Raw genomic sequence first — 26,660 nt, 5'->3', positions numbered from 1 at the left:
TCAAATTTCAAATCACCAGAATTTCTGACAAGCTCACTAGGGCTAAAGTGAGGTCACCAGAATTTCTGACGGAGCGTTTTGGAGTAAATTCTATTTGGCAGAAAAACGAGCGAGAGTTTTTGAACAAAAGATGAACGATTGTTTTTCTGATGAGCAGTTTTAAAGCTGTACATAATCGCTAAAACTATTGGAGGTGCAGTATTGATTACGTTATTAATGATACCTTTTTTCCTTGTTCTCCTAGCCATTTTTGGAATTATATATGACTTAATGACCAATAAAGGTAGAAAAGAGTGTGCTCGCACAGTATCTTTGTTTATATTGAACATCCTCACTATTTGTATCTGTCTATTAGATCTACCAATGGAAAGTAAACCATACTCAGGAATAGGGTTTATCTTATTTTATGCACTTGCCTTCACACCTTTGATGATTGTTTTTTCACTATATACTCTCTATCGGATTGGAAAACATTATAGGTATTTTAAGAGTAAGTTCGCTATAACACTCCTATTCAATGCTATTTTACTTTTCCTTCTTTCATTAGTAAATACTTTTGTATTATGGAGAAGCTTTCAAATATATCATAGAAACGATATTAATTTGTTTTATTTTGTTTTAATCGTTTTGGGGATTTGTTCAACTATCCAATTGATAATAGGCGAACTTGAGAAGAAAAGAATACGAGGCATCCAAAAACAAGAGGAGCAAGACGGCAATGAAAAATAACTCTATAAAAGATATGTGCAGACAACATAGAAGTGAAGCGCAAATGCTGAGATTGATTTTACAGACTGCTGAAACTTTACAAATTGAGGCTGTCGCCATGTCTGGTTCACGAACTGATACAAGAGCGCCAAAAGATGAGTTTCAAGACTATGATGTAGTCTATGTTGTGGACGACTTAGACAATCTGACGAGTGACTTTTCTTGGTTGGACCAGTTTGGAACACGTATCATTGAGCAGCATAATATCCTAGGCAACCGTCGTCTCTATCTCATGCTTTTTGAAGATGGCAATCGGATTGATTTGACCCTTTGCCCCAAAGACCACATCCAAGAGTGGGTGGATAGTGAGGCCGATTATACAGTTTTGAAAGATGAGAAAGGCTTGTTTGAGTCCTATACTACAAGTCCTCAACGTTACTGGACGGATCCAGCTAGCCCGATTGATTTTGAAAAAGCCTGCAATGAATTTTGGTGGGTGTCAGCCTACGTGGTTAAAGGAATTTGTCGTAAGCAAGTTCTCTATGCCACTGATCATCTCTACGGTATATGTCAACAAGAACTCTTGAAGGTCTTAGCCTGGCAGGTAGCAAGTGATAGGGGGACTGTCGACATCGGCAAGAACTACAAGTATCTCTTTAACTATTTGTCTGCTGAGAAAGAGAAGGAATTCTCGAATCTGCTTGATTTCTCATGTAGTGACAAAGTCACTCAGTCTTTATTTGCTACCATGGAACTTTTCCACCAAGAGGCTCAAAGCCTTGCTAAAAAAATGGGCTTTAACTATGATAGGGAAGCAGCTGAGAAGATGATTCAGTATGCTGAGGAGAGACTCGAAACAAATGAAACATTTACAAAATAATAAGATAACAAAATTTTTACTGATTAGTTTTCTCATTTCTTGGGGATTTGGTTGGGGATTGCTCGCTTTTCTGACGCAAATGAGCCTCTTAAGTCTAACAAGTCCACTAGGAGTTTTTCTCCATTTACTAGGAGGTTTCGGTCCAACCATTGCAGCCATTTCTTGTTTGCCTCAAAAATCCATTAAAAGCATAGTCTCTTTTATCTTAGGAGACTCAAAGAAATATATTTTGTTATTTCTTTTACTAATTTTCGTGCAGACAGGTGTCATTGTTTTCTCATCTAAGGAGCTTAATCCGGCTTTTCCACTAGGAAATTTGTTTGTTGTTTTTTTGAGTGCAGTCTGTGTTTATGGTGGCGAAGAAGAATTGGGATGGCGAGGCATCTTGCAACCAACTTTGGAAACTAGATTCTCCTTTTGGATTTCCGGTTTGATAACAGGTTGTATTTGGGCAATATGGCATGTACCTTTATGGTTTGTGATTGGAAGTTCTCAAAGTAGGATGCCTTTTATATTATTCAGTCTATTTGCAATTTATCTCAGTATTCTTCTAGCAGCTGTTTTCAAAAAGACTAAGTCGATCCTTTATTGCGCCATTTTTCACGGCCTAATTAATACCCTACTTAGCTTATTTGTTATTAAAATTAATCTTTTATTCATTCTAGGATTAGTGGGATTGCTCTTCTTTTCTCACTACCTACAAAGAAACAGTTAAATTTATAAAATATAGATTTACTTTACAATAAAAACACTAAAAAGAGAATTATTATGTCTAACATTCAAAATATGTCCCTTGAGGACATCATGGGAGAGCGATTTGGTCGCTACTCCAAGTACATCATTCAAGATCGGGCTTTGCCAGACATTCGGGATGGATTGAAGCCGGTTCAGCGTCGCATTCTTTATTCGATGAATAAGGATGGCAATACTTTTGACAAGAACTACCGTAAGTCGGCCAAGTCTGTCGGGAACATCATGGGGAATTTCCACCCACACGGTGACAGTTCTATCTATGATGCCATGGTTCGTATGTCACAGGACTGGAAAAATCGTGAGATTCTAGTTGAAATGCACGGTAATAACGGTTCTATGGACGGGGATCCGCCTGCGGCAATGCGTTATACCGAGGCACGTTTGTCTGAGATTGCTGGTTATCTTCTTCAGGACATAGAGAAAAAGACAGTTCCCTTTGCTTGGAACTTTGACGATACCGAGAAAGAACCGACGGTTTTGCCAGCAGCCTTTCCAAACCTCTTAGTCAATGGTTCGACTGGGATTTCGGCTGGTTATGCCACCGATATTCCTCCGCATAATTTGTCTGAGGTTATCGATGCGACAGTCTACATGATTGACCACCCAACAGCCAAGGTGGATAAACTCATGGAATTCTTACCTGGACCAGATTTCCCGACTGGAGGGATCATCCAAGGCCGTGATGAAATCAAGAAGGCCTATGAAACTGGAAAAGGGCGCGTGGTTGTTCGCTCTAAAACTGAGATTGAAAAGTTAAAAGGTGGTAAGGAACAAATCGTTATAACTGAGATTCCTTATGAAATCAATAAGGCCAATCTGGTCAAGAAAATCGATGATGTTCGTGTCAATAACAAGGTTGCAGGGATTGCTGAGGTGCGTGATGAGTCTGACCGTGACGGTCTTCGTATCGCTATTGAGCTCAAGAAAGACGCCAATACGGAGCTTGTCCTCAACTATCTCTTCAAATACACCGACCTACAAATTAACTACAACTTCAACATGGTAGCAATTGATAATTTCACACCTCGTCAGGTTGGAATTGTTCCAATCCTGTCTAGCTACATTGCCCACCGTCGTGAAGTGATTTTGGCACGTTCCCGCTTTGATAAGGAAAAGGCTGAGAAACGTCTTCATATCGTTGAAGGTTTGATTCGCGTGATTTCGATTTTGGACGAAGTCATTGCCCTTATCCGTGCTTCTGAGAACAAGGCTGACGCCAAGGAAAACCTCAAGGTCAGCTATGAGTTTACTGAGGAACAGGCTGAAGCTATCGTTACCTTGCAACTTTACCGTTTGACCAATACAGACGTGGTTGTCTTGCAAGAAGAAGAAGCAGAATTGCGTGAGAAGATTGCTATGCTGGCGGCGATTATTGGTGACGAGCGGACTATGTACAATCTCATGAAGAAAGAACTTCGTGAGGTCAAGAAAAAATTTGCGACTCCTCGTTTGAGTTCTTTAGAAGATACAGCAAAAGTCATCGAGATTGATACAGCTAGTTTGATCGCCGAGGAAGATACCTATGTCAGCGTGACCAAGGCAGGTTACATCAAGCGTACCAGTCCTCGTTCCTTTGCGGCTTCCACTCTGGAAGAAATTGGCAAACGTGATGACGATCGTTTAATCTTTGTTCAATCTGCCAAGACAACCCAGCACCTCTTGATGTTCACGACTCTTGGGAATGTCATCTATCGACCAATCCATGAATTGGCAGATATTCGTTGGAAGGATATCGGAGAGCATCTGAGCCAAACTGTCACAAACTTTGAAACTAACGAAGAAATTCTCTATGCAGAAGTAGTGGATCAGTTTGATGATGCGACAACCTACTTTGCAGCAACTCGCCTTGGTCAAATCAAGCGTGTAGAACGCAAAGAATTCTCTCCATGGCGGACCTACAAGTCGAAGTCTGTTAAGTACGCTAAACTCAAAGACGAGACAGACCAGATTGTAGCAGTGGCACCGATTAAACTAGATGATGTTCTCTTGATTAGTCAAAACGGTTATGCCCTTCGTTTCAATATCGAAGAAGTACCAGTTGTTGGTGCCAAGGCAGCAGGTGTCAAGGCTATGAACCTGAAAGCAGATGATAGGCTTCAGGCAGCCTTTATCTGTAATACCTCATCCTTCTACCTCTTGACCCAACGTGGAAGTTTGAAACGTGTTTCTATTGAGGAAATTCCAGCAACCAGCCGTGCCAAACGAGGTCTACAAGTCTTGCGTGAGTTGAAGAACAAACCGCACCGTGTCTTTTTAGCAGGAGCAGTTGCAGAGCAAGGTTTCGTTGGTGATCTCTTTAGTACAGAAGTAGAAGAAAACGACCAAATTTTGTTTGTCCAATCTAACAAGGGAACAATCTATGAGAGTCGATTGCAAGATTTGAACTTGTCAGAACGTACTAGCAATGGAAGCTTTATTTCAGACACCATTTCAGATGAGGAAGTTTTCGATGCTTACCTCAAAGAATTCTTTAAAGAGGACAAAACAAATTCATAAAAAGAATCAGTCCAGAGGGCTGATTTCTTTATGTTGAAAAAATTTTCAGAAAATTACAAATAATACTTGAAATTTTACTAGAAAAGTGTAGAATAGAACACATAGTTTGAATAGTATAAAGGAGAAACACATGACAGTTGCAATTGATTGGGAAAATCTTGGATTTTCTTATATGAAATTACCTTATCGCTATATCGCTCATTACAAGAATGGTCAATGGGATCAGGGAGAATTGACAGAGGATGCAACCTTGCATATTTCAGAGTCTTCTCCAAGTCTTCACTATGGACAGCAAGCATTTGAGGGATTAAAAGCCTACCGTACCAAAGATGGCAGTGTTCAACTTTTCCGTCCAGATGAAAATGCCAAGCGTCTGCAACGTACCTGCGACCGCCTCTTGATGCCACAAGTTCCGACAGAAATGTTTGTAGAAGCTTGTAAAGCAGTTGTGCGTGCAAATGAAGAATACGTCCCACCATATGGAACAGGTGGAACCCTTTATCTTCGTCCACTTTTGATTGGTGTTGGGGATATTATCGGGGTTAAACCAGCAGAAGAGTATATTTTCACCATCTTTGCTATGCCAGTTGGAAATTACTTTAAGGGTGGATTGGTTCCTACCAACTTCTTGATTCAGGATGAATACGACCGTGCAGCTCCAAATGGTACAGGTGCTGCTAAGGTAGGTGGGAACTATGCTGCCAGTCTTCTACCAGGTAAAATGGCCAAGTCTCGCAACTTTTCTGACGTTATCTACCTAGACCCATCTACACATACAAAGATTGAAGAAGTCGGATCAGCCAACTTCTTTGGAATCACGGCAGACAATGAATTTGTTACGCCATTAAGCCCGTCAATCTTGCCGTCTATTACCAAGTACTCCTTGCTTTACTTGGCAGAACACCGCTTGGGCTTGACACCTATCGAAGGCGATGTCCCAATCGACAATCTGGATCGTTTTGTAGAGGCAGGTGCTTGTGGAACAGCAGCGGTTATTTCTCCAATTGGGGGAATCCAACACGGTGACGATTTCCATGTTTTCTATAGTGAAACAGAAGTAGGGCCTGTAACACGTAAACTCTACGATGAATTGACCGGTATCCAATTTGGTGATGTGGAAGCACCAGAGGGATGGATTGTCAAAGTGGACTAAAAGACACGAAGTAAAGAAGAACTCCATAGCAGTTGTAATGGCTGAAATGGAGTTTTTTCTTGCTAGTTTGAGCTTTTTCTTGTACAATAGAAAAAGTGAAAAGAGGTACAGTATGAGTAAAAAAGATAAGAAAATTGAAATTCAATTGACAGATGCTAAAGTGACTGTTGGAAAAGACAGTTATGAAGGCTACGTTTTGACAATCGGGAAAAAGGTCATTGGCGAAATTGCCGAATTAGATAACCAATTTGTCATCATAAAGAATGGAAATGTCGATAATTTTTATAAAAAACTTGAAAAAGCTGTGGAAATTTTGATTGAAAACTATAATTTAACAAAATAATGCTTGTTTTTTTGAAAATTTCATGATATAATAGTTTTTGTTAAGCATTGGAGAGATAGCGAAGAGGCTAAACGCGGCGGACTGTAAATCCGCTCCTTCGGGTTCGGGGGTTCGAATCCCTCTCTCTCCATCTCATCATTGGGGTATAGCCAAGCGGTAAGGCAAGGGACTTTGACTCCCTCATGCGTTGGTTCGAATCCAGCTACCCCAGTTCTTAGGTAATAAATTCAAGATAAAAAGAAAAATATCTTAGGGTATTTTATTTTTATATTGAAAGACGTGAACAATACGGACATGTTCTTGCGGGTGCTTAGGAAAAAAATTATAAGTATGTCAAGTTTGGAAAAACTTGATTGTTGGAGGATTTTTTAGATGAACGAATTTGAAGATTTGCTAAATAGCGTTAGCCAAGTTGAGCCTGGTGATGTTGTTAGTGCTGAAGTATTGACAGTTGATGCGACTCAAGCTAACGTTGCAATCTCTGGGACTGGTGTTGAAGGTGTCTTGACTCTTCGCGAATTGACAAACGATCGCGATGCAGATATCAATGACTTTGTGAAAGTAGGAGAAGTATTGGATGTTCTTGTACTTCGTCAAGTAGTTGGTAAAGATACTGATACAGTTACATACCTTGTATCTAAAAAACGCCTTGAAGCTCGCAAAGCATGGGACAAACTTGTAGGACGCGAAGAAGAAGTTGTTACTGTTAAAGGAACTCGTGCCGTTAAAGGTGGACTTTCAGTAGAATTTGAGGGTGTTCGTGGATTCATCCCAGCTTCAATGTTGGACACTCGTTTCGTACGTAACACTGAGCGTTTCGTAGGTCAAGAATTTGATGCTAAAATCAAAGAAGTTGATCCTAAAGAAAACCGCTTCATCCTTTCACGTCGTGAAGTTGTTGAAGCAGCTACTGCAGCAGCTCGTGCTGAAGTGTTCGGTAAATTGGTTGTTGGTGATGTAGTAACTGGTAAAGTTGCTCGTATCACAAGCTTTGGTGCTTTCATCGACCTTGGTGGTGTTGACGGATTGGTTCACTTGACTGAATTGTCACATGAACGTAACGTATCACCTAAATCAGTTGTAACTGTTGGTGAAGAAATTGAAGTGAAGATCCTTGATCTTAACGAAGAAGAAGGACGCGTATCACTTTCACTTAAAGCAACAACACCTGGACCATGGGACGGTGTTGAGCAAAAATTGGCTAAAGGTGATGTAGTAGAAGGAACAGTTAAACGTTTGACTGACTTTGGTGCATTTGTTGAAGTGTTGCCAGGTATTGATGGACTTGTTCACGTATCACAAATTTCACACAAACGTATCGAAAATCCAAAAGAAGCTCTTACTGTTGGTCAAGAAGTTACTGTTAAAGTCCTTGATGTTAACGCTGACGCAGAACGCGTATCACTTTCTATCAAAGCTCTTGAAGAACGTCCAGCTCAAGAAGAAGGACAAAAAGAAGAAAAACGTGCTGCTCGTCCACGTCGTCCAAAACGTCAAGAAAAACGTGATTTCGAACTTCCAGAAACACAAACAGGATTCTCAATGGCTGACTTGTTCGGTGATATCGAACTTTAATCAGATTGTTAATCACAAAATCCTTTGTTTAAAACAAGGGATTTTTCTTTTGTCTCTTTCCCATTTTTGATATAATAGTTCTATGTTAGATTCAGAAAAACAATCACAATATCAATTGTTAAATGAGGAACTCTCTTATTTGCTTGACGGTGAGAGCAATGTTCTTGCTAATCTTTCGAATGCTAGTGCCCTCCTAAAATCTCGCTTTCCCAATACTGTATTTGCAGGATTTTATCTGTTTGATGGTAGCGAGTTAGTTTTAGGGCCTTTTCAGGGTGGTGTTTCTTGTATTCGCATTCCGCTTGGAAAAGGCGTGTGTGGAGAAGCTGCTGAGTTTCAAGAGACTGTTTTAGTTGGCGATGTGAGCACCTATCCAAACTACATTTCTTGTGATAGTATGGCCAAGAGTGAAATCGTAGTTCCCATGCTCAAGAATGGTCGATTTCTGGGTGTCTTAGACCTGGATTCTTCACTTATTGATGATTACAATGCCATTGACCGTGATTACTTGGAACAATTTGTCGCTATTTTGCTTGAGAAGACAGAATGGAACTTTACAATGTTTGAGGAGAAAGCCTAATGTATCAAGCACTTTATCGAAAATATAGAAGCCAAACTTTTTCACAATTGGTCGGACAAGAGGTTGTGGCTAAAACCCTAAAACAGGCAGTCGAGCAGGAAAAGATTAGTCATGCTTATCTTTTCTCAGGCCCTCGTGGAACTGGGAAAACCAGTGTAGCCAAGATTTTTGCCAAGGCAATGAACTGTCCAAACCAGGTAGACGGAGAACCATGTAATAACTGCTATATCTGTCAGGCTGTGACAGAAGGTAGCTTAGAAGATGTTATCGAAATGGATGCGGCTTCGAATAACGGAGTTGATGAAATCCGAGAAATTCGTGATAAATCCACCTATGCTCCTAGTTTGGCACGTTATAAGGTCTATATCATAGACGAGGTTCATATGTTGTCTACAGGAGCTTTTAATGCGCTTTTGAAGACTCTAGAAGAACCAACTCAAAATGTTGTCTTTATTTTAGCGACCACCGAATTGCACAAGATTCCAGCAACTATTTTATCGCGCGTCCAACGTTTTGAGTTTAAATCGATTAGAACGCAAGATATTAAGAACCATATCCAAACCATTTTGTCAAAAGAGAATATCAGTTCTGAACCAGAGGCAGTGGAAATCATTGCCAGACGAGCTGAAGGTGGTATGCGGGATGCCTTGTCAATTTTGGACCAAGCCTTGAGTTTGACACAAGGGAATGCTTTAACTACAGCTATTTCTGAGGAGATTACAGGCACTATTAGTCTATCAGCTCTAGATGACTATGTGGCTGCTTTGTCCCAACAGGATGTCCCAAAAGCGCTAGATTCTTTGAATCTTTTGTTTGAAAATGGCAAAAGCATGACTCGGTTTGTGACGGATCTCTTGCAGTATTTGCGTGATTTACTGGTTGTTCAGACAGGTGGTGAAAATACTCATCATAGTCCAGTTTTTATGGACAATCTCGCTCTTTCTCAGAAAAGTCTCTTTGAAATGATTCGTCTAGCGACAGTGAGTCTAGCAGATATGAAGGCCAGCTTGCAACCTAAGATTTACGCTGAGATGATGACCATTCGTTTAGCGGAAATCAAGCCTGAATCTTTGCTTTCAGGAGCTGTTGAAAGTGAAATTTCTGCACTGAGACAGGAAGTCGCCCGTCTCAAACAAGAACTTGCCAATGCGGGCACAGCTCCTAAACCAGTTGTGGCAGTTCCTAGTCGTCCAGCCCCTTCCAAGACAGTCTATCGAGTGGATCGCAACAAAGTTCAGTCTATCCTGCAAGAAGCTGTCGAAAATCCTGATTTGGCACGACAAAACTTGATTCGCCTCCAAAATGCGTGGGGAGAAGTGATTGAAAGTTTAGCTGGACCTGATAAGGCTCTTCTCGTAGGTTCTCAACCAGTTGCGGCCAATGAACACCATGCTATTTTAGCCTTTGAGTCTAATTTCAATGCTGGTCAAACCATGAAACGTGATAACCTCAATACCATGTTTGGCAATATTCTCAGCCAGGCAGCTGGATTTTCACCTGAGATTCTGGCTATTTCCCTAGAGGAATGGAAAGAGGTTCGAGCAGCATTTTCAGCTAAAAACAAGTCTTCTCAAGCTGATCAAGAGGTGGAAGAAGAGAGTCTGATTCCAGAAGGATTTGAATTTCTGGCTGATAAAGTTATGGTTGAAGAAGACTAAAAGTGGATTTCATGATACAATAATCTTATGAATAGACAACAATTTATCATTATAGCGTTATTCACGGCTGCTGAGACTTATTTTTTCAATGAAGCTTGGATGACTGGTCGCTACATTATGGCAGCTTTTTGGGCCATTCTACTCTTTCGAAATTTTAGGTTAAGTTACGTGATGGGGAAAATCATAGACGCCATTGATCAACATTTAAACCGCAAGGACTAGCCCTTAGCTTCTGGACAAAATCAAAGCCTTTTAGGCTTTTTTTTGTTATACTAGTAGAGTATATTTATTGACCTTTTGTCCTATTTTTTAGGGATTGTAAGCAATTTCCTAAAGTATTGAGCAAAATGTTTGAAAAAGAAAGGAATTATCATGTCAGTATTAGAGATCAAAGATCTTCACGTTGAGATTGAAGGAAAAGAAATTTTAAAAGGGGTCAATCTGACTCTGAAAACAGGAGAAATCGCAGCTATCATGGGACCAAATGGTACTGGTAAATCGACTCTTTCTGCTGCTATCATGGGGAATCCTAACTACGAAGTCACAAAAGGTGAGGTCTTGTTTGATGGCGTAAACATTCTTGAGTTGGAAGTGGACGAGCGTGCGCGCATGGGACTTTTCCTTGCTATGCAATATCCGTCTGAAATTCCTGGAATTACCAATGCAGAATTTCTTCGTGCAGCTATGAATGCTGGTAAAGAAGACGATGAAAAGATTTCAGTTCGTGAGTTCATCACTAAACTAGACGAAAAAATGGAATTGCTCAACATGAAAGAAGAAATGGCAGAGCGTTACCTTAACGAAGGCTTCTCTGGTGGTGAGAAAAAACGCAATGAAATTCTTCAACTCTTGATGTTGGAACCAACTTTCGCTCTTCTTGATGAGATTGACTCAGGTCTTGATATTGACGCTCTTAAAGTCGTATCAAAAGGTGTCAATGCCATGCGTGGTGAAGGCTTTGGTGCCATGATCATTACTCACTACCAACGTCTCTTGAACTACATCACACCAGACGTGGTACACGTGATGATGGAAGGTCGTGTTGTCCTTTCTGGTGGTCCAGAATTGGCTGCCCGTTTGGAACGTGAAGGATACGCTAAACTAGCTGAAGAACTTGGCTATGACTACAAGGAAGAATTGTAATTCCCTCGTATCTTTTAGGAGAAGTAAATGACTAAAGAAACTATTAAACTTTTTTCAGAAATGCACGCTGAACCAAGCTGGTTAGCTGACCTTCGTCAAAAAGCTTTTGATAAGATTGAGAGTTTGGAATTACCAGTTATCGAGCGTGTGAAATTTCACCGTTGGAATCTGGGAGATGGAACCATTACAGAAAGCGAACCATCAGCAAATGTTCCAGATTTCACAGCTCTAGACAATCACTTGAAATTGGTTCAAGTAGGCACCCAAACTGTTTTTGAACAAATTCCAGTTGAGTTAGCTGAACAGGGTGTTGTTTTCACAGACTTCCACTCAGCTTTAGAAGAAATTCCAGAGCTTATTGAGGAGTTCTTCATGTCATCAGTTAAATACGACGATGACAAGTTGGCAGCTTATCACACAGCTTACTTTAATAGTGGCGCTGTTCTCTACATTCCTGATAATGTTGAAATTGCTGAACCAATCGAAGGGATTTTCTACCAAGATAGCGACAGCGATGTGCCGTTTAACAAGCATATTATGATTATTGCTGGTAAAAATTCTAAGATTAGTTATCTGGAGCGTTTAGAATCACGTGGCGGAGGTAGTACTAAGGCAACTGCCAATATCACTGTAGAAGTCATCGCTCGCTCTGGCGCACAAGTGAAATTTTCAGCTATCGACCGTCTAGGAGAAAATGTCACTGCCTACATCAGCCGTCGTGGTAAGTTGGGCAATGATGCAAGTATTGACTGGGCAATCGGTGTCATGAACGAAGGGAATGTCGTTGCGGACTTTGATAGCGACTTGATTGGGAATGGTAGCCATGCTGACCTTAAAGTCGTAGCTCTTTCAAGTGGCCGTCAGGTGCAAGGGATTGATACTCGCGTAACAAACTACGGTTGCAACTCAATCGGAAATATTCTCCAACATGGGGTTATTCTTGAAAAAGCAACCTTGACCTTCAACGGTATCGGTCACATCATCAAGGGAGCTAAGGGAGCAGATGCCCAACAAGAAAGTCGTGTTCTCATGCTTTCAGACCAAGCTCGTTCAGATGCCAACCCAATTCTTTTGATTGATGAAAATGACGTTACTGCAGGCCACGCGGCTTCTATCGGTCAGGTAGATCCAGAAGACATGTACTACCTCATGAGCCGTGGCTTGGACAAGGCAACTGCAGAGCGTTTGGTTGTTCGTGGTTTCCTTGGCTCTGTTATCGTGGAGATTCCAGTCAAGGAAGTTCGTGATGAAATGATTGCAACCATCGAAGAAAAATTGTCAAAACGCTAAGGGGAAGCCTATGTTAGATGTAGAAGCGATTCGCAAGGATTTTCCGATTTTAGACCAGATTGTTAACGATGAACCTCTGGTCTATCTGGACAATGCTGCGACAACACAAAAACCATTAGCTGTTCTGGAAGCAATTAATCACTACTATGAGCAGGACAATGCCAATGTTCACCGTGGTGTCCATACCTTGGCTGAGCGAGCAACAGCTTCTTATGAAGCTGCTCGTGAAACCATTCGTAAGTTTATCAATGCAGGCTCTACAAAGGAAGTTCTCTTTACCAGAGGAACGACAACCAGTCTTAACTGGGTGGCACGCTTCGCTGAGGAAATCCTGACTGAGGGAGACCAGGTCTTGATTTCTGTCATGGAACACCATTCCAATATCATTCCATGGCAGGAAGCCTGCCGTAAGACTGGAGCTGAGCTTGTCTATGTCTATCTCAAGGATGGAGCTCTGGATATGGATGACTTGCGAGCTAAATTGACTGATAGAGTCAAATTTGTCTCCCTAGCTCAGGCCTCCAATGTTCTTGGAGTGGTCAATCCAATCAAAGAAATCACTCAAATGGCCCACCAAGTTGGAGCCATCATGGTGGTGGATGGTGCTCAATCTACACCCCATATGAAGATTGATGTCCAGGACTTGGATGTAGACTTCTTTGCCTTTTCAGGTCACAAGATGGCTGGTCCGACTGGTATCGGTGTCCTTTACGGCAAAGAGAAGTACCTGGAACAAATGTCACCTCTTGAATTTGGCGGCGAGATGATTGATTTCGTCTATGAGCAATCTGCTAGTTGGAAGGAATTGCCTTGGAAATTTGAGGCTGGGACACCCAATATGGCAGGTGCTATTGGACTTGCAACAGCAGTGGATTACCTAGAAAATATTGGCATGGATGCAATCGAAGCCCATGAACAAGAATTGATTGCATACGTCTATCCAAAATTGCAGGCAGTTGAGGGATTGACCATTTACGGTTCGCAAGACTTGGCTCAACGGTCAGGTGTCATTGCCTTTAACTTAGGAGATCTTCATCCTCACGATCTTGCGACGGCTCTGGATTATGAAGGAGTGGCTGTTCGTGCAGGTCACCACTGTGCGCAACCCTTGCTCCAGTATTTGGAAGTTCCAGCAACAGCTCGTGCAAGTTTTTATATCTACAATACTAAGGCAGATTGTGACAAGTTAGTCGATGCCCTACAAAAGACAAAGGAGTTTTTCAATGGCACTTTCTAAATTAGATAGCCTTTATATGGCAGTGGTGGCAGACCATTCGAAAAATCCACATCACCAAGGGAAGTTGGATGATGCTGAGCAAATCAGTCTCAACAATCCGACCTGTGGGGATGTCATCAACCTCTCTGTCAAGTTTGATGCAGAGGACCGTTTAGAAGATATTGCTTTTCTAAATTCAGGATGCACGATTTCAACTGCCTCTGCTAGTATGATGACAGATGCTGTTTTAGGGAAGACCAAGCAAGAAATTCTAGAACTTGCAACCATCTTTTCTGAAATGGTTCAAGGTCAAAAGGATGAGCGTCAAGACCAACTAGGTGATACAGCCTTCTTATCAGGTGTTGCCAAATTCCCGCAACGAATTAAGTGTGCAACCCTAGCTTGGAATGCCCTTAAGAAAACAATTGAAGATCAAGAAAAACAGTAAGACAAGTTTCTTTTGTCTTATAAATCATTAAAAATGAAGAATGAAAGAAAGGATATTATGGCTGAAGAAAGAGTAGAACCAAAACCAATTGACCTTGGTGAATATAAATTTGGTTTCCATGATGATGTAGAGCCTGTCCTATCGACAGGAAAAGGACTCAACGAAGGTGTTATTCGTGAATTATCTGCTGCCAAGGGTGAGCCAGAGTGGATGTTGGAATTCCGTTTGAAATCTTATGAAACCTTCAAGAAAATGCCTATGCAAACTTGGGGAGCGGACTTGTCAGAGATTGACTTTGATGATTTGATCTACTACCAAAAACCATCTGACAAACCAGCCCGTTCTTGGGATGACGTTCCTGAAAAAATCAAAGAAACCTTTGAACGTATAGGGATTCCTGAAGCTGAGCGTGCTTATCTAGCAGGAGCCTCTGCCCAGTACGAGTCGGAAGTGGTTTATCATAACATGAAAGAAGAATTTGAGAAGTTAGGAATTATCTTTACAGATACGGATTCTGCCCTCAAGGAATACCCAGACTTGTTTAAACAATACTTTGCGAAGTTGGTACCGCCGACTGATAACAAGTTGGCAGCCCTTAACTCAGCAGTATGGTCTGGTGGAACCTTTATCTATGTACCAAAAGGAGTCAAGGTAGACATTCCGCTTCAAACATACTTCCGTATCAACAATGAAAATACTGGTCAGTTTGAACGTACCTTAATTATCGTTGATGAGGGAGCAAGTGTCCACTACGTAGAAGGATGTACAGCACCAACATATTCAAGTAACAGCTTGCACGCTGCCATTGTAGAAATCTTTGCCTTGGACGGAGCTTATATGCGTTATACAACCATCCAAAACTGGTCTGACAACGTTTATAACTTGGTAACGAAACGTGCCAAAGCTTTGAAAGATGCGACTGTTGAGTGGATTGATGGTAACTTGGGTGCTAAAACAACCATGAAATACCCATCTGTTTATCTGGATGGAGAAGGGGCCCGTGGTACCATGCTCTCGATCGCCTTTGCCAATGCAGGGCAACACCAAGATACGGGTGCCAAGATGATCCACAACGCTCCACACACAAGCTCCTCTATCGTGTCTAAATCCATCGCTAAAGGCGGAGGAAAGGTGGACTACCGTGGACAAGTAACTTTCAACAAGAACTCTAAGAAATCTGTTTCTCACATCGAGTGTGATACCATTATCATGGATGACTTATCAGCGTCAGACACCATTCCATTTAATGAAATCCACAACTCGCAAGTTGCTTTGGAACACGAAGCCAAGGTATCTAAGATTTCGGAAGAACAACTCTATTACCTCATGAGTCGTGGATTGTCAGAATCTGAGGCAACAGAGATGATTGTCATGGGATTTGTCGAGCCCTTCACCAAAGAACTTCCAATGGAATACGCAGTTGAGCTGAACCGCTTGATTAGCTATGAAATGGAAGGTTCAGTCGGATAAGAATATGCAAAATCTGAACAGGAATCCTTTCTGTTCAGATTTTTTTCAAAAAAGAACCTAATAAATATTCACAAAAGTGCTTTGATATGGTAAAATAAAACAATTACATTTAGTGGAGATGAAGTATGAATATTTTTAGAACCAAGGATGTTAGTCTGAGACAGACAGAGATGCATCGCCATTTGAAATTGTGGGATTTGATTCTTCTAGGGATTGGTGCCATGGTGGGGACAGGGATTTTCACCATTACAGGAACAGCAGCAGCTACACTAGCTGGTCCATCACTAGTGGTTTCCATCGTGATTTCTGCCCTATGTGTTTCTTTATCAGCTCTCTTTTTCGCAGAATTTGCCTCGCGTGTGCCTGCAACTGGGGGTGCGTATAGTTATCTCTATGCGATTTTAGGAGAATTACCAGCATGGATTGCTGGCTGGTTGACCATCATGGAATTTATGACAGCTGTTTCAGGTGTGGCGTCTGGTTGGGCAGCTTATTTTAAGGGCTTACTCAGTAATTATGGTATTTCCATGCCCCAAGCCTTAAATGGTACTTTTAACCCCGAACAAGGCACCTATATCGACCTTTTACCTATTTTGGTGCTTGCTTTGGTAACAGGATTGGTTTTATTAAATTCCAAGGCAGCCTTACGCTTTAATTCGCTTTTAGTGGTCTTGAAATTCTCAGCTCTTGCCTTATTTATCCTAGTTGGCATTTGGTATATCAAACCTGAAAATTGGTCGAATTTTGCTCCATTTGGTTTTGGTCAACTATATGGTGGAAGTACTGGGATTATGGCGGGTGCATCTTTGATGTTCTTCGGTTTTCTCGGTTTTGAGTCTATTTCCATGGCGGTTGATGAAATTCAAAGTCCGCAAAAAAATATTCCTCGCGGAATTGTGCTTTCTCTGACAATTGTCACCATTCTCTATGCCTTGGTAACAATAGTATTGACTGGGATTGTTCACTATAGCCAACTCAATGTGGACGATGCAGTAGCATTTTCATTACGTAGTATCGGAATAGGCTGGGCAGCCAACTATGTTTCACTGGTAGCCATTCTAACCCTGATAACCGTATGTATTTCCATGACCTACGCTCTGTCTCGAATGATTTACAGCCTAGCACGTGATGGGCTATTACCTCGAAGTTTTAAACAACTAAGTAAAAGCAGCCGAGTTCCAAAGAATGCGACCATCTTAACAGGAGTTGCTTCAGCCATTGCAGCAGGAGTCTTTCCGCTAGCCAGTATCGCTGCCTTTTTAAATATCTGTACGCTAGCTTATCTCATTTTGCTTGCCTACGGTATTATCAAGCTCAGAAAGGATAAGGGCATGCCAAAAGAAGGAGAATTCAAAACTCCTTTAGTGCCGCTTTTGCCAATCCTTTCTATTCTTATCTGTCTTTCCTTTATGCTTCAGTATAGCAAGGAAACATGGATTGCCTTTGGACTTGCTTTGTTGGTTGGACTAGTGATTTACTTTACTTATGGCTATCGTCACTCTACACTTTCTGAAGAAGAATAAAAGCTGGGAATTCCCAGCTTTTTTAATCTTTTACATAAGTAAATCCTTCCCCCAGAATTTCATGAGCCTCTGTGATGGTGATAAAGGCTTGAGGATCGACTTGGTGAATCACATCCTTCATTTTAACGATTTCATTTCGACCGACGATACAGTAGATAATTTTTAAATCCTTTTTGCTGTAGTAACCTTGACCAGATATAAAGGTTACGCCGCGTCCGAGTTCATCGTTAATTTTTTCGGCTAACCGATCTGGAAATTGAGTTATAATCATAAATCCTTTACCAGCATAACCTCCTTCACCGATCAGGTCAATAACACGAGCGATGATAAAGTCAAATAAGAGGGTATAAGTCACTAGGCGCAAATCTTGGAAGATAATCAAAATCAACATTAGAATAATGAAATCAAGCGAGAAAAGCAATTTTCCAATTGAAATATTGGTGTATTTGTTGAGGATGCGAGCAACAATATCTGATCCACCTGTTGTACCACCAGCATTAAAGATAATACCTAAACCAACTCCTAGTAAAACACCAGAAACTAAAGAGACAATAATGAGATCACCTTGCAAGTCAAATTGTAAAGGAATTCGTTCAAAGACAGCAAGCCAGATCGAGAGGGAAATGGTTCCCAAAAGGCTGGAGTAGAGAGTTTTCGGACCAAATATCTTCCAAGCGAGGATAAAGAGAGGGATGTTAATCAAGAGATTCATCACTGAGACAGGAATTTTAAAGAGATAGAAGGTAATCAATGTGATACCAGTTGCTCCGCCTTCAAACAAATGATGAGGAACTACAAAGTAGGTAAGACCAAAGGCATAAATAGCTGCCCCAAGTATGATAGTGATAATAGGCTGGACTTTTCGGATCATGACTCTTCCTCGCTTTTCTATAGATAGATTATACCAAAATTCCAAGCTTTTTCATTGGATTCATCATGATTTTTTAACAATTTTTTGATATAATAAAAGTGATAAATCCCTATCTTATTGAGAAGAATAGAAAGATTGAAGATATGACACAAGTAAAAATTGTAACGGATTCCTCTGTTACTATTGAACCAGAAGTGGTTAAAGAATTAAATATCACCGTTGTTCCTTTATCTGTGATGATTGATGGTATCCTTTATTCTGATGCAGATTTGAAAGAGGGGGAATTCCTTCATCTCATGCAACAAAGTAAAAACCTACCCAAAACCAGTCAGCCTCCAGTGGGAGTATTTGCTGAAGTTTTTGAAGAGCTAGGTAAAGATGGTAGCCAGATTCTCGCTATTCACATGTCCCATGCACTATCTGGTACTGTTGAAGCTGCTCGCCAAGGAGCAAGCCTCTCTAGCGCTGATGTGACCGTTATTGATAGTTCTTTTACAGACCAGGCGATGAAGTTTCAAGTTGTTGAAGCGGCTAAACTTGCTCAAGAAGGAAAAGATTTAGAAACTATCTTAGCACGTGTGGAAGATGTGAAAAATCATACTGAACTCTATATCGGTGTTTCAACATTAGAAAACCTAGTCAAGGGTGGTCGTATTGGGCGTGTGACAGGCTTGATCAGTTCTCTGTTAAATATTCGTGTCGTCATGCAAATGAAGAACCATGAACTCCAACCTATTGTAAAGGGGCGCGGTGCTAAGACATTTAAAAAATGGCTTGACGAGTTGGCCGAGACCCTTTCTCATAAATCCGTTGCGGAAATTGGAATTTCCTACGCTGGTACCAATGAATGGGCCCATGAGATGAAAAGTGTTTTACAAACTTATGTCGAAAAACCAATCTCAGTACTGGAAACAGGCTCCATCATTCAAACCCATACAGGTGAAAATGCGTGGGCTGTCTTGGTTCGATATCATTCCTAAAAAAATAGAGAAAAATCGTTAGAAATAGCGTTTTTGACTTGACCTGTGGGCAATTTTAGGATATGATTATATTTGTTAATTAGAAATTATTTGGAGGAATTATTAACATGGCAAACAAACAAGATTTGATCGCTAAAGTAGCAGAAGCTACAGAATTGACTAAGAAAGATTCAGCAGCAGCAGTTGACGCTGTATTCGCAGCAGTAACTGAATACCTTGCAGCTGGTGAAAAAGTTCAATTGATCGGTTTTGGTAACTTTGAAGTTCGTGAGCGTGCTGCACGTAAAGGTCGCAACCCACAAACTGGTAAAGAAATCAAAATCGCAGCTTCTAAAGTTCCAGCATTCAAAGCTGGTAAAGCTCTTAAAGACGCTGTTAAATAATGAATTTTCAAAAAGCCTGTCATATCAAGCATTTGAGCTTGTGAGACAGGCTTTTTTGTTTTGGGAAATATGATTTTATCGTTCTGTGCAAAAAGAAAAAGGCTCCCATGAAATGAGAACCTTCTTTTAATTAGTTTTTAGAAGCTGCTTGGAAATCAGGGTTTTTCCATGCTTCATCAATGATTGCTTGCAATTCTTTAGCAGATGCTTGCATTTTTTGAGTTTCCGCATCGTTCAATGGGATGTTTACTGGACGAACGATACCGTGTGCACCAACAACAGCTGGTTGACCGATAAAGACATCTTTCACACCGTATTGACCTTCTTGGAATACAGAAAGTGGAAGTACTGCATTTTCGTCATCAAGGATTGCTTTTGTGATACGAGCAAGTGCTACGGCGATACCATAGTATGTAGCTCCTTTTTTGTTGATGATTGTGTAAGCAGCATCACGAACACCTTCGAACAATTCAATCAATTCAGCTTCTTGAACGTTTTGAGTGTCTTTAAGGAATTCTTCAAGGTTTACACCAGCGATGTTGGCATGTGACCAAACAGCGAATTCAGAGTCTCCGTGTTCACCCATGATGTAGGCGTGAACCGAACGAGCATCAACGTCCAATTTTTCGGCAAGTGCTTGACGGAAACGAGCTGAGTCAAGTGAAGTACCTGAACCGATAACACGTTCTTTAGGGAATCCAGAGAATTTCCAAGTTGAGTAAGTCAAAACGTCAACTGGGTTAGCTGCAACAAGGAAGATACCATCAAAACCTGATTCAACAACTTGTGTTACGATTGATTTGTTGATAGCCAAGTTTTTACCTACAAGGTCAAGGCGAGTTTCACCTGGTTTTTGAGGAGCACCTGCAGTGATAACAACAAGGTCAGCATCTGCACAGTCAGAGTATTGAGCAGCGTAGATTTTTTTAGGTGAAGTGAAGGCAAGGGCGTGACTAAGGTCAAGCGCATCACCAACAGCTTTTTCGTGTAATTGTGGAATTTCGATAATTCCAAGCTCTTGTGCAATTCCTTGGTTAACAAGTGCGAAAGCGTAAGATGAACCTACGGCACCGTCACCAACAAGGATCACTTTTTTGTGTTGTTTAGTTGAAGTCATTATCTAAACATCTCCTTCATTTTTTTTAGGGGAATCCCCAGACACTTTCATTCTATCACTTTTAAAAAGCTTTGTCACGAATATTCTATTCGGTTATAGATGTAAACGTTTTAGTAGTTTCAGAAGCCTGAAATAAAGGACATTTTATGGTATAATATATCTAATTACTAATAGTGAAATGAGGCATTTATTAATGCAGGATAAAAATTTAGTGAATGTCAATCTGACAAAGGAGATGAAGACCAGCTTTATCGATTACGCCATGAGTGTTATCGTAGCGCGTGCTCTTCCTGATGTTCGAGATGGCTTGAAGCCTGTCCACCGCCGTATTCTTTACGGAATGAATGAACTAGGTGTTACTCCAGACAAACCTCATAAAAAATCAGCCCGTATCACAGGGGATGTTATGGGTAAATACCACCCACACGGGGATTCCTCTATTTACGAAGCCATGGTCCGTATGGCCCAGTGGTGGAGCTACCGTTACATGCTTGTCGATGGGCATGGGAACTTTGGTTCCATGGATGGAGACGGTGCTGCCGCGCAGCGGTATACTGAGGCACGTATGAGCAAGATTGCTCTTGAAATGCTTCGTGATATCAATAAAAACACAGTTGATTTCGTAGATAACTACGATGCTAATGAACGTGAACCCTTGGTCTTGCCAGCCCGTTTTCCAAACCTTTTGGTAAATGGGGCAACTGGGATTGCTGTTGGGATGGCAACCAATATTCCACCTCACAACCTGGGTGAAACCATTGATGCTGTAAAGCTCGTCATGGACAATCCGAATGTGACAACTAAGGACTTGATGGAAGTTTTACCTGGTCCCGATTTTCCAACTGGTGCCCTTGTTATGGGGAAATCAGGGATTCATAAGGCCTATGAGACTGGTAAAGGATCGATTGTACTTCGTTCTCGCACAGAGATTGAAACCACTAAGACGGGTCGTGAGCGCATCGTTGTAACAGAATTCCCTTACATGGTCAATAAAACCAAGGTCCATGAGCATATTGTTCGCTTGGTTCAGGAAAAACGCCTTGAGGGCATTACAGCTGTACGTGATGAGTCCAACCGTGAAGGGGTTCGCTTTGTGATAGAGGTCAAACGCGATGCGTCTGCGAATGTTATCCTTAACAACCTCTTCAAGATGACCCAGATGCAAACCAACTTTGGTTTCAATATGCTGGCGATTCAAAATGGTGTACCGAAGATCTTATCCCTTCGTCAAATTTTGGATGCTTATATCGAGCACCAAAAAGAAGTGGTTGTTCGTCGTACTCGTTTTGACAAGGAAAAAGCAGAAGCGCGTGCGCACATCTTAGAAGGTCTTTTAATCGCACTTGACCATATTGATGAAGTGATTCGTATTATCCGTGCTAGTGAAACGGATGCGGAAGCGCAAGCTGAGTTGATGAGCAAGTTCAAGCTTTCTGAACGTCAAAGTCAGGCTATCCTTGATATGCGTCTCCGTCGTTTGACAGGATTGGAACGAGATAAGATTCAGTCAGAGTATGATGAATTGATTGCCTTGATTGCAGATTTGGCAGATATTCTTGCCAAACCAGAGCGTGTGGCGCAAATCATCAAAGAGGAGCTAGACGAAGTCAAACGCAAGTTTGGTGACAAACGTCGTACAGAATTGATGGTCGGAGAAGTCTTGACACTTGAGGACGAAGACTTGATTGAGGAGACAGATGTTTTGATTACCCTTTCGAACAAAGGCTACATCAAACGTCTGGACCAAGGTGAGTTCACAGCTCAAAAACGAGGTGGACGTGGCGTTCAAGGTACTGGAGTTAAGGATGATGACTTTGTGCGTGAGTTGGTTTCAACCAGCACCCATGATCATTTGCTCTTCTTTACCAATAAAGGACGAGTATACCGACTAAAAGGTTATGAAATCCCAGAATACGGGCGTACAGCTAAGGGATTGCCAGTTGTCAATCTATTGAAGTTGGACGAAGGTGAGAGTATTCAGACCATCATCAACGTTGAGTCTGAACGTAGTGATGACGCCTATCTCTTCTTTACAACTCGTCACGGAATCGTGAAGAGAACCAGTGTCAAAGAGTTCGCTAATATTCGTCAAAATGGACTTAAGGCCTTGAATCTCAAGGATGAGGATGAGTTGATCAATGTCTTACTGACAGAAGAAGATACCGATATCATCATTGGTACCAAGTTTGGTTATGCTGTTCGCTTTAATCAGTCAGCTGTTCGTGGCATGAGCCGTATCGCGACAGGTGTTCGAGGAGTTAGCCTTCGTGAAGGAGATACTGTAGTTGGTGCTAGTGTCATCACTGACCAGGATGAGGTCCTTATCATCACTGAAAAAGGATATGGGAAACGCACAGTTGCAACTGAGTATCCAACTAAAGGCCGTGGTGGTAAAGGGATGAAGACAGCCAATGTTGCTGAGAAGAATGGTCCTCTGGCAGGTCTCCTCACTGTTAAGGGGGATGAAGACCTGATGATTATCACAGATACAGGTGTCATGATCCGAACAAACGTTACCAATATTTCACAAACAGGACGCTCAACTATGGGAGTGAAGGTGATGCGTCTAGACCAGGATGCTAAGATTGTGACCTTCACAACGGTTGCCGCAGCAGAAAAAGAAGAAGTTAGGACTGAAATTGAAACAGAGAGTGAAGTATAATGTCTGAAAAAGATAGTAAAAAGAAAAAAAAGAAACGCAGGAATCTGCTGACCAATATCCTAGCAGTCTTTCTCATCCTCTTGTCCTTGGTCTTGATTTTTAATGCTCAAATTCGTGACATCTTTATGGTTTGGAATACCAATAAATACCAAGTCAGTCAGGTGACTAAGGAAAAGATTGAAGAGAATAAAGAGACAGAGGGAAATTTTGATTTTGAATCTGTCAAATCCATCTCATCAGAAGCGGTGTTAGCTGCCCAGTGGGATGCTCAACAACTTCCAGTCATAGGAGGGATTGCCATTCCTGAAGTAGAGATCAACCTGCCTATTTTTAAAGGTTTGGATAATGTAAACTTGTTCTACGGAGCAGGAACCATGAAAGCAAATCAGAAAATGGGAGAGGGTAACTATTCTCTAGCTAGTCACCATATCTTTACTGCTGAAAATGCAAGTCAGATGCTCTTTTCACCTTTGGTCAATGCCAAAGCGGGGATGAAGATTTATCTGACTGATAAAGATAAAGTATACACCTATGAGATTCGTGAGGTGAAGCACGTGACGCCTGATCGCGTAGACGAAATTGAAGACCGTGATGGTATCAAAGAAATCACATTGGTAACCTGTGTCGACTATAATGCGACAGAGCGGATTATTGTTAAAGGTGATTTTAAAGAAGTTAAAGCATATTCTGAAACATCTGATGATATCCTAAACGCCTTTAATCAGCCATATAAACAACGTTATTAACCTCAAAAACCAGTGAATTGTATTTTTCGCTGGTTTTTTGTCAAATAGAATCGTCGGTCAAAGGAGAATAATCATGTTTGAATATTTTTGGATTGGAATGAAAACGATGTGGGAAGGTTCTGTCTTTAGTTTTGCCTTTTACTTATTAACCTCTATTCTTTTACTAATCTTTTGGCGACGTTTTATAATTGTCCGTCGTAGTGGTGGTAATTTTTTTGCCCCGTTTCACATTGCCAATGGGAGACTTTATATTCACAATGCTTTCGTATTTGTGAAGCGAATCATTCCGCTGAATAACATCAAAAGGATTGAAGTCAAATATATTCGAAGTGTCAAATTGAATGGGGGAAGATATCTTTTGTATATTGAACAGAAAGACAGAAAGACTCTATCATTTTTCTTTGGCAAATCAAAACAGAATGATATGCTTGTCAAGAATCTAAAGAATGAAACTAAAAACTACCATATTGGAATTGTAAGTGATGGATAAGTTGAAAGATTTATAGTAAGAAACCGAAGGATGCCTAGTATAAGAGAGGATAGATAATGAGTCAGTTAAGAGAAAAGTATTTAGTTAGGCTCAAAGAAGACATAACAAGTAGTTTTCCATTTGACAAGGATCTTCCTATGATATTCTTGGGAGGAATTGCCAATATGGCTGGACACTGAATCTTCATAGGAAAATCGGGGGAAGTGTTATTTTGGATATCATATTTCACATTTTAGAGAACTAGGTGAAGATGAGGTATAGGACTTTTACAGCCGGAAAAATAGAATAGGAGCTGTCAATGCATCATCAGATTGATTTAGTATTTCCCAACTTATACAAAGTATTTTTGTCCAAAGTTGAAAAGTAAGGAGGCTTCGTAATAGAGAATACAGGTATCACCTTATACTCGAGGCTAGATTTGCTAGAGAGAAACTCCACCTACCAAATAGAAGAGTGGGAACCTGATTTTTTCCTGATTGGGCAAGATGGGGATGTTGCTTTTTTTATAAAGAAAGATTCTGACGACACTATTTATATGAATGATTTGGGGGCATTAGGTTCACTGGAAATGAAACCCATATCTTTGAATATTTTCGAGTTTGTGAAACAAGCGAGTGAACATTATGATGATATCTTCTAATCATTGCAAGTGTTGTTATTTTATCGTACGCGTGTGTGGAAGACATTTTTATGAAATCATTTGAACATTTTGATTAATGTTAATAAATTTTTAGTAAATGATAATGATTTGGAGAGTGAACAATGAATTTTGATGAGAGTTTACAGCAATACACTTATGAGCATGAGGGAGTGACCTTTGTTTGGGACGAAGAGCCTGATTGTGACTTTATAGATAAAGTTGAACTGTTATCAAAAAATTATCAGAAAAATCTCAATAGAATTATCAACTTCATGCTAGCTGATCTTAAGGAAATGTATGGAGAAGTCAGCGAGGAAGATGTGAAGAACAAGCTGGGGAAACCTATCATTGACTACAATCAAGGAACAGTTAGTTATTGTGAGCAAACCTTCGATGACTGGCACCTATTTGAGTTTGAATTTTTGGATGATCAATTTGAAACATTGGAATGTTTTTCTGTTAATGGGTAAAGGAGAGATTTATGGAATTCCCCAATGCATTGATTTTCTTTGTAGAAAACGTATACAAGAAAGGCTTTTCAAAATGCGTTCTTTATGTTATAATATTCACAAATAAAAGTTTTAGGAGTTTTTTATGGTCTCTTCAGAATTTATCTCAAAGATTGAATTTGCTTGCAAGAAGAAAGAAAGTCTTTATAGTCAAAGCAAATTTAAGTATGCGATTCGTTCTATGTTTGCAGGTGCCTTTCTAACATTTAGTACGGCTGCGGGTGCAGTTGGAGCTGACTTGATTAATAAAATAGCGCCAGGTAGCGGACGTTTCCTTTTCCCATTTATTTTTGCTTGGGGATTGGCCTACATTGTTTTCTTGAATGCTGAGTTGGTAACTTCAAACATGATGTTTTTGACTGCTGGTAGTTTCTTGAAAAAAATCTCTTGGAGAAAAACAGCTGAGATTTTACTTTACTGTACCTTGTTCAACCTTATCGGGGCTTTGATAGCAGGTTGGGGCTTTGCCCACTCAGCAGCCTATGCAAATCTGACTCATGATAGTTTCATCTCAGGGGTTGTAGAGATGAAGTTAGGCCGTTCCAATGAGCTAGTCTTGCTTGAAGGTATTTTAGCCAATATCTTTGTAAACATTGCCATTCTCTCCTTTGTTTTGGTGAAAGACGGTGGGGCCAAACTTTGGCTTGTTTTGTCAGCTATTTACATGTTTGTATTCTTAACAAACGAACACATTGCTGCGAACTTTGCTTCTTTTGCGATTGTTAAGTTCAGTGTTGCAGCTGATTCCATCGCAAACTTTGACATTCCTAATATCCTTCGTCACTGGGGTGTGACCTTTATTGGGAACTTCATTGGAGGAGGCCTCTTGATGGGATTACCATACGCCTTCCTCAATAAAAACGAAGATGCTTATGTCGATTAAAGAAAAGAGCGCGAGTCAATCGTGCTTTTTTGTTTGAGGTGTAAGACTAGTCATAGTTGTTCCTTATATCAAAATATAGAAGAACGGTATTGGAAAAGGCTAACCTAAGATGATACAATATCCTTAATGAAGCTATTTGGAGG

Annotated in this window: 26 protein-coding genes, 2 tRNA genes and 1 pseudogene; 27 read left to right on the top strand and 2 right to left on the bottom strand. The window is 40.7% G+C overall.

Going from position 1 to position 26,660, the window contains the following annotated elements; translation table 11 throughout:
- Window positions 1-216: 216 nt before the first annotated feature.
- The 18 genes from HF881_RS01905 (at window position 217) to HF881_RS01820 (ending at window position 17,236) form a co-directional block, all read left to right on the top strand.
- On the top strand, window positions 217-729 hold the full coding sequence (locus HF881_RS01905) for a hypothetical protein (protein WP_169446603.1): 513 nt from the start codon (window positions 217-219) through the stop codon (window positions 727-729).
- Window positions 719-1,588 carry an aminoglycoside 6-adenylyltransferase gene (locus HF881_RS01900; RefSeq protein ID WP_169446213.1) on the top strand — a complete coding sequence of 290 codons (870 nt, stop codon included), beginning with the start codon at window positions 719-721 and terminating at the stop codon, window positions 1,586-1,588. The genes HF881_RS01905 and HF881_RS01900 overlap by 11 nt, the downstream gene beginning before the upstream one ends.
- Window positions 1,569-2,303, top strand: a complete 735-nt coding sequence (locus HF881_RS01895; protein ID WP_169446212.1) for a type II CAAX endopeptidase family protein — start codon at window positions 1,569-1,571, stop codon at window positions 2,301-2,303. Before HF881_RS01900 ends, HF881_RS01895 begins: the two co-directional genes overlap by 20 nt.
- 53 nt (window positions 2,304-2,356) lie before the next feature.
- Window positions 2,357-4,837, top strand: a complete 2,481-nt coding sequence (parC, locus tag HF881_RS01890; protein WP_169446211.1) for a DNA topoisomerase IV subunit A — start codon at window positions 2,357-2,359, stop codon at window positions 4,835-4,837.
- 115 nt (window positions 4,838-4,952) lie between these two features.
- A complete protein-coding gene (locus HF881_RS01885; RefSeq protein WP_345890217.1) occupies window positions 4,953-5,990 on the top strand; it encodes a branched-chain amino acid aminotransferase in 1,038 nt (345 codons plus the stop codon).
- 112 nt (window positions 5,991-6,102) lie between these two features.
- Window positions 6,103-6,333 (top strand): DUF2969 domain-containing protein, encoded by a 231-nt coding sequence (locus tag HF881_RS01880; protein ID WP_169446209.1) that lies wholly within the window; start codon window positions 6,103-6,105, stop codon window positions 6,331-6,333.
- 49 nt (window positions 6,334-6,382) lie between these two features.
- Window positions 6,383-6,463: transfer RNA gene (locus tag HF881_RS01875), tRNA-Tyr, on the top strand.
- 9 nt (window positions 6,464-6,472) lie between these two features.
- Window positions 6,473-6,544, top strand: a tRNA-Gln gene (locus HF881_RS01870).
- 161 nt (window positions 6,545-6,705) lie between these two features.
- Window positions 6,706-7,908, top strand: a complete 1,203-nt coding sequence (gene rpsA, locus HF881_RS01865; RefSeq protein ID WP_169446208.1) for a 30S ribosomal protein S1 — start codon at window positions 6,706-6,708, stop codon at window positions 7,906-7,908.
- An 82-nt stretch (window positions 7,909-7,990) separates the two neighbouring features.
- Window positions 7,991-8,488, top strand: a complete 498-nt coding sequence (locus HF881_RS01860) for a GAF domain-containing protein (RefSeq protein ID WP_169446207.1) — start codon at window positions 7,991-7,993, stop codon at window positions 8,486-8,488.
- Window positions 8,488-10,146: a DNA polymerase III subunit gamma/tau gene (gene dnaX / locus HF881_RS01855; protein ID WP_169446206.1), complete on the top strand. Its 1,659-nt coding sequence runs from the start codon at window positions 8,488-8,490 to the stop codon at window positions 10,144-10,146. The genes HF881_RS01860 and dnaX overlap by 1 nt, the downstream gene beginning before the upstream one ends.
- A gap of 27 nt (window positions 10,147-10,173) precedes the next feature.
- Window positions 10,174-10,368: a DUF3272 domain-containing protein gene (locus HF881_RS01850; protein ID WP_169446205.1), complete on the top strand. Its 195-nt coding sequence runs from the start codon at window positions 10,174-10,176 to the stop codon at window positions 10,366-10,368.
- 150 nt (window positions 10,369-10,518) lie between these two features.
- Window positions 10,519-11,289, top strand: a complete 771-nt coding sequence (gene sufC, locus HF881_RS01845) for a Fe-S cluster assembly ATPase SufC (RefSeq protein ID WP_000114489.1) — start codon at window positions 10,519-10,521, stop codon at window positions 11,287-11,289.
- Between the two features lie 27 nt (window positions 11,290-11,316).
- Window positions 11,317-12,579: a Fe-S cluster assembly protein SufD gene (gene sufD / locus HF881_RS01840; protein ID WP_169446204.1), complete on the top strand. Its 1,263-nt coding sequence runs from the start codon at window positions 11,317-11,319 to the stop codon at window positions 12,577-12,579.
- Between the two features lie 10 nt (window positions 12,580-12,589).
- Window positions 12,590-13,816, top strand: a complete 1,227-nt coding sequence (locus tag HF881_RS01835; protein WP_169446203.1) for a cysteine desulfurase — start codon at window positions 12,590-12,592, stop codon at window positions 13,814-13,816.
- The gene (sufU, locus tag HF881_RS01830) at window positions 13,803-14,243 is read left to right on the top strand and encodes a Fe-S cluster assembly sulfur transfer protein SufU (RefSeq protein WP_169446202.1); all 441 of its coding nucleotides are present in this window, start codon (window positions 13,803-13,805) and stop codon (window positions 14,241-14,243) included. The genes HF881_RS01835 and sufU overlap by 14 nt, the downstream gene beginning before the upstream one ends.
- 57 nt (window positions 14,244-14,300) lie before the next feature.
- A complete protein-coding gene (gene sufB / locus HF881_RS01825; RefSeq protein WP_000797062.1) occupies window positions 14,301-15,713 on the top strand; it encodes a Fe-S cluster assembly protein SufB in 1,413 nt (470 codons plus the stop codon).
- Between the two features lie 125 nt (window positions 15,714-15,838).
- On the top strand, window positions 15,839-17,236 hold the full coding sequence (locus tag HF881_RS01820) for an amino acid permease (RefSeq protein ID WP_169446201.1): 1,398 nt from the start codon (window positions 15,839-15,841) through the stop codon (window positions 17,234-17,236).
- A gap of 22 nt (window positions 17,237-17,258) precedes the next feature.
- On the opposite strand, the gene HF881_RS01815 is transcribed toward HF881_RS01820, so the two are convergent.
- Complete coding sequence (locus HF881_RS01815; protein WP_169446200.1) at window positions 17,259-18,107, bottom strand: YitT family protein; 849 nt, start codon at window positions 18,105-18,107, stop codon at window positions 17,259-17,261.
- A 143-nt stretch (window positions 18,108-18,250) separates the two neighbouring features.
- On the opposite strand from HF881_RS01815, the gene HF881_RS01810 reads away from it, so the two are divergent.
- Both HF881_RS01810 and HF881_RS01805 read left to right on the top strand, forming a co-directional pair.
- Entirely contained in the window at window positions 18,251-19,087 is an 837-nt protein-coding gene (locus HF881_RS01810) for a DegV family protein (RefSeq protein ID WP_169446199.1), read from the top strand.
- 107 nt (window positions 19,088-19,194) lie between these two features.
- The gene (locus HF881_RS01805; RefSeq protein WP_001284636.1) at window positions 19,195-19,470 is read left to right on the top strand and encodes an HU family DNA-binding protein; all 276 of its coding nucleotides are present in this window, start codon (window positions 19,195-19,197) and stop codon (window positions 19,468-19,470) included.
- A 130-nt stretch (window positions 19,471-19,600) separates the two neighbouring features.
- Here the strand turns inward: HF881_RS01805 and HF881_RS01800 are convergent, their stop codons facing one another.
- On the bottom strand, window positions 19,601-20,587 hold the full coding sequence (locus tag HF881_RS01800) for an L-lactate dehydrogenase (protein ID WP_038806036.1): 987 nt from the start codon (window positions 20,585-20,587) through the stop codon (window positions 19,601-19,603).
- 193 nt (window positions 20,588-20,780) lie between these two features.
- On the opposite strand from HF881_RS01800, the gene gyrA reads away from it, so the two are divergent.
- The 7 genes and pseudogenes from gyrA (at window position 20,781) to HF881_RS01770 (ending at window position 26,517) form a co-directional block, all read left to right on the top strand.
- Window positions 20,781-23,249 carry a DNA gyrase subunit A gene (gene gyrA / locus HF881_RS01795; RefSeq protein ID WP_169446198.1) on the top strand — a complete coding sequence of 823 codons (2,469 nt, stop codon included), beginning with the start codon at window positions 20,781-20,783 and terminating at the stop codon, window positions 23,247-23,249.
- The gene (locus HF881_RS01790; RefSeq protein WP_169446197.1) at window positions 23,249-23,995 is read left to right on the top strand and encodes a class A sortase; all 747 of its coding nucleotides are present in this window, start codon (window positions 23,249-23,251) and stop codon (window positions 23,993-23,995) included. Before gyrA ends, HF881_RS01790 begins: the two co-directional genes overlap by 1 nt.
- Window positions 23,996-24,068: 73 nt before the next feature.
- Entirely contained in the window at window positions 24,069-24,485 is a 417-nt protein-coding gene (locus tag HF881_RS01785) for a hypothetical protein (RefSeq protein WP_169446196.1), read from the top strand.
- 56 nt (window positions 24,486-24,541) lie between these two features.
- On the top strand, window positions 24,542-24,664 hold the full coding sequence (locus HF881_RS10595; protein WP_002876329.1) for a hypothetical protein: 123 nt from the start codon (window positions 24,542-24,544) through the stop codon (window positions 24,662-24,664).
- Window positions 24,665-24,783: 119 nt separating this feature from the next.
- Window positions 24,784-25,125 (top strand): annotated as a pseudogene (locus HF881_RS01780) (hypothetical protein).
- Between the two features lie 122 nt (window positions 25,126-25,247).
- The gene (locus tag HF881_RS01775) at window positions 25,248-25,595 is read left to right on the top strand and encodes a hypothetical protein (RefSeq protein WP_169446195.1); all 348 of its coding nucleotides are present in this window, start codon (window positions 25,248-25,250) and stop codon (window positions 25,593-25,595) included.
- 124 nt (window positions 25,596-25,719) lie between these two features.
- Window positions 25,720-26,517 (top strand): formate/nitrite transporter family protein, encoded by a 798-nt coding sequence (locus HF881_RS01770; protein ID WP_169446194.1) that lies wholly within the window; start codon window positions 25,720-25,722, stop codon window positions 26,515-26,517.
- The last annotated feature ends 143 nt before the right edge of the window (window positions 26,518-26,660 follow it).

This window comes from Streptococcus sp. WB01_FAA12, from assembly GCF_012843315.1.
In the GTDB taxonomy this organism is placed as follows: Bacteria; Bacillota; Bacilli; order Lactobacillales; family Streptococcaceae; genus Streptococcus.
The sequence above is the reverse complement of the archived record's forward strand: the minus strand, read 5'-3'. Positions and strand labels throughout refer to the sequence as shown.

What these genes read in the sequence shown, in the direction of transcription:
- HF881_RS01905 (WP_169446603.1), top strand. Translation starts at nt 217, where the DNA reads ATGATACCTTTTTTCCTTGTTCTCCTAGCCATTTTTGGAATTATATAT.
- HF881_RS01900 (WP_169446213.1), top strand. Translation starts at nt 719, where the DNA reads ATGAAAAATAACTCTATAAAAGATATGTGCAGACAACATAGAAGTGAA.
- HF881_RS01895 (WP_169446212.1), top strand. Translation starts at nt 1,569, where the DNA reads ATGAAACATTTACAAAATAATAAGATAACAAAATTTTTACTGATTAGT.
- parC (WP_169446211.1), top strand. Translation starts at nt 2,357, where the DNA reads ATGTCTAACATTCAAAATATGTCCCTTGAGGACATCATGGGAGAGCGA.
- HF881_RS01880 (WP_169446209.1), top strand. Translation starts at nt 6,103, where the DNA reads ATGAGTAAAAAAGATAAGAAAATTGAAATTCAATTGACAGATGCTAAA.
- rpsA (WP_169446208.1), top strand. Translation starts at nt 6,706, where the DNA reads ATGAACGAATTTGAAGATTTGCTAAATAGCGTTAGCCAAGTTGAGCCT.
- HF881_RS01860 (WP_169446207.1), top strand. Translation starts at nt 7,991, where the DNA reads ATGTTAGATTCAGAAAAACAATCACAATATCAATTGTTAAATGAGGAA.
- dnaX (WP_169446206.1), top strand. Translation starts at nt 8,488, where the DNA reads ATGTATCAAGCACTTTATCGAAAATATAGAAGCCAAACTTTTTCACAA.
- HF881_RS01850 (WP_169446205.1), top strand. Translation starts at nt 10,174, where the DNA reads ATGAATAGACAACAATTTATCATTATAGCGTTATTCACGGCTGCTGAG.
- sufC (WP_000114489.1), top strand. Translation starts at nt 10,519, where the DNA reads ATGTCAGTATTAGAGATCAAAGATCTTCACGTTGAGATTGAAGGAAAA.
- sufD (WP_169446204.1), top strand. Translation starts at nt 11,317, where the DNA reads ATGACTAAAGAAACTATTAAACTTTTTTCAGAAATGCACGCTGAACCA.
- HF881_RS01835 (WP_169446203.1), top strand. Translation starts at nt 12,590, where the DNA reads ATGTTAGATGTAGAAGCGATTCGCAAGGATTTTCCGATTTTAGACCAG.
- sufU (WP_169446202.1), top strand. Translation starts at nt 13,803, where the DNA reads ATGGCACTTTCTAAATTAGATAGCCTTTATATGGCAGTGGTGGCAGAC.
- sufB (WP_000797062.1), top strand. Translation starts at nt 14,301, where the DNA reads ATGGCTGAAGAAAGAGTAGAACCAAAACCAATTGACCTTGGTGAATAT.
- HF881_RS01820 (WP_169446201.1), top strand. Translation starts at nt 15,839, where the DNA reads ATGAATATTTTTAGAACCAAGGATGTTAGTCTGAGACAGACAGAGATG.
- HF881_RS01815 (WP_169446200.1), bottom strand. Translation starts at nt 18,107, where the DNA reads ATGATCCGAAAAGTCCAGCCTATTATCACTATCATACTTGGGGCAGCT.
- HF881_RS01810 (WP_169446199.1), top strand. Translation starts at nt 18,251, where the DNA reads ATGACACAAGTAAAAATTGTAACGGATTCCTCTGTTACTATTGAACCA.
- HF881_RS01805 (WP_001284636.1), top strand. Translation starts at nt 19,195, where the DNA reads ATGGCAAACAAACAAGATTTGATCGCTAAAGTAGCAGAAGCTACAGAA.
- HF881_RS01800 (WP_038806036.1), bottom strand. Translation starts at nt 20,587, where the DNA reads ATGACTTCAACTAAACAACACAAAAAAGTGATCCTTGTTGGTGACGGT.
- gyrA (WP_169446198.1), top strand. Translation starts at nt 20,781, where the DNA reads ATGCAGGATAAAAATTTAGTGAATGTCAATCTGACAAAGGAGATGAAG.
- HF881_RS01790 (WP_169446197.1), top strand. Translation starts at nt 23,249, where the DNA reads ATGTCTGAAAAAGATAGTAAAAAGAAAAAAAAGAAACGCAGGAATCTG.
- HF881_RS01785 (WP_169446196.1), top strand. Translation starts at nt 24,069, where the DNA reads ATGTTTGAATATTTTTGGATTGGAATGAAAACGATGTGGGAAGGTTCT.
- HF881_RS10595 (WP_002876329.1), top strand. Translation starts at nt 24,542, where the DNA reads ATGAGTCAGTTAAGAGAAAAGTATTTAGTTAGGCTCAAAGAAGACATA.
- HF881_RS01775 (WP_169446195.1), top strand. Translation starts at nt 25,248, where the DNA reads ATGAATTTTGATGAGAGTTTACAGCAATACACTTATGAGCATGAGGGA.
- HF881_RS01770 (WP_169446194.1), top strand. Translation starts at nt 25,720, where the DNA reads ATGGTCTCTTCAGAATTTATCTCAAAGATTGAATTTGCTTGCAAGAAG.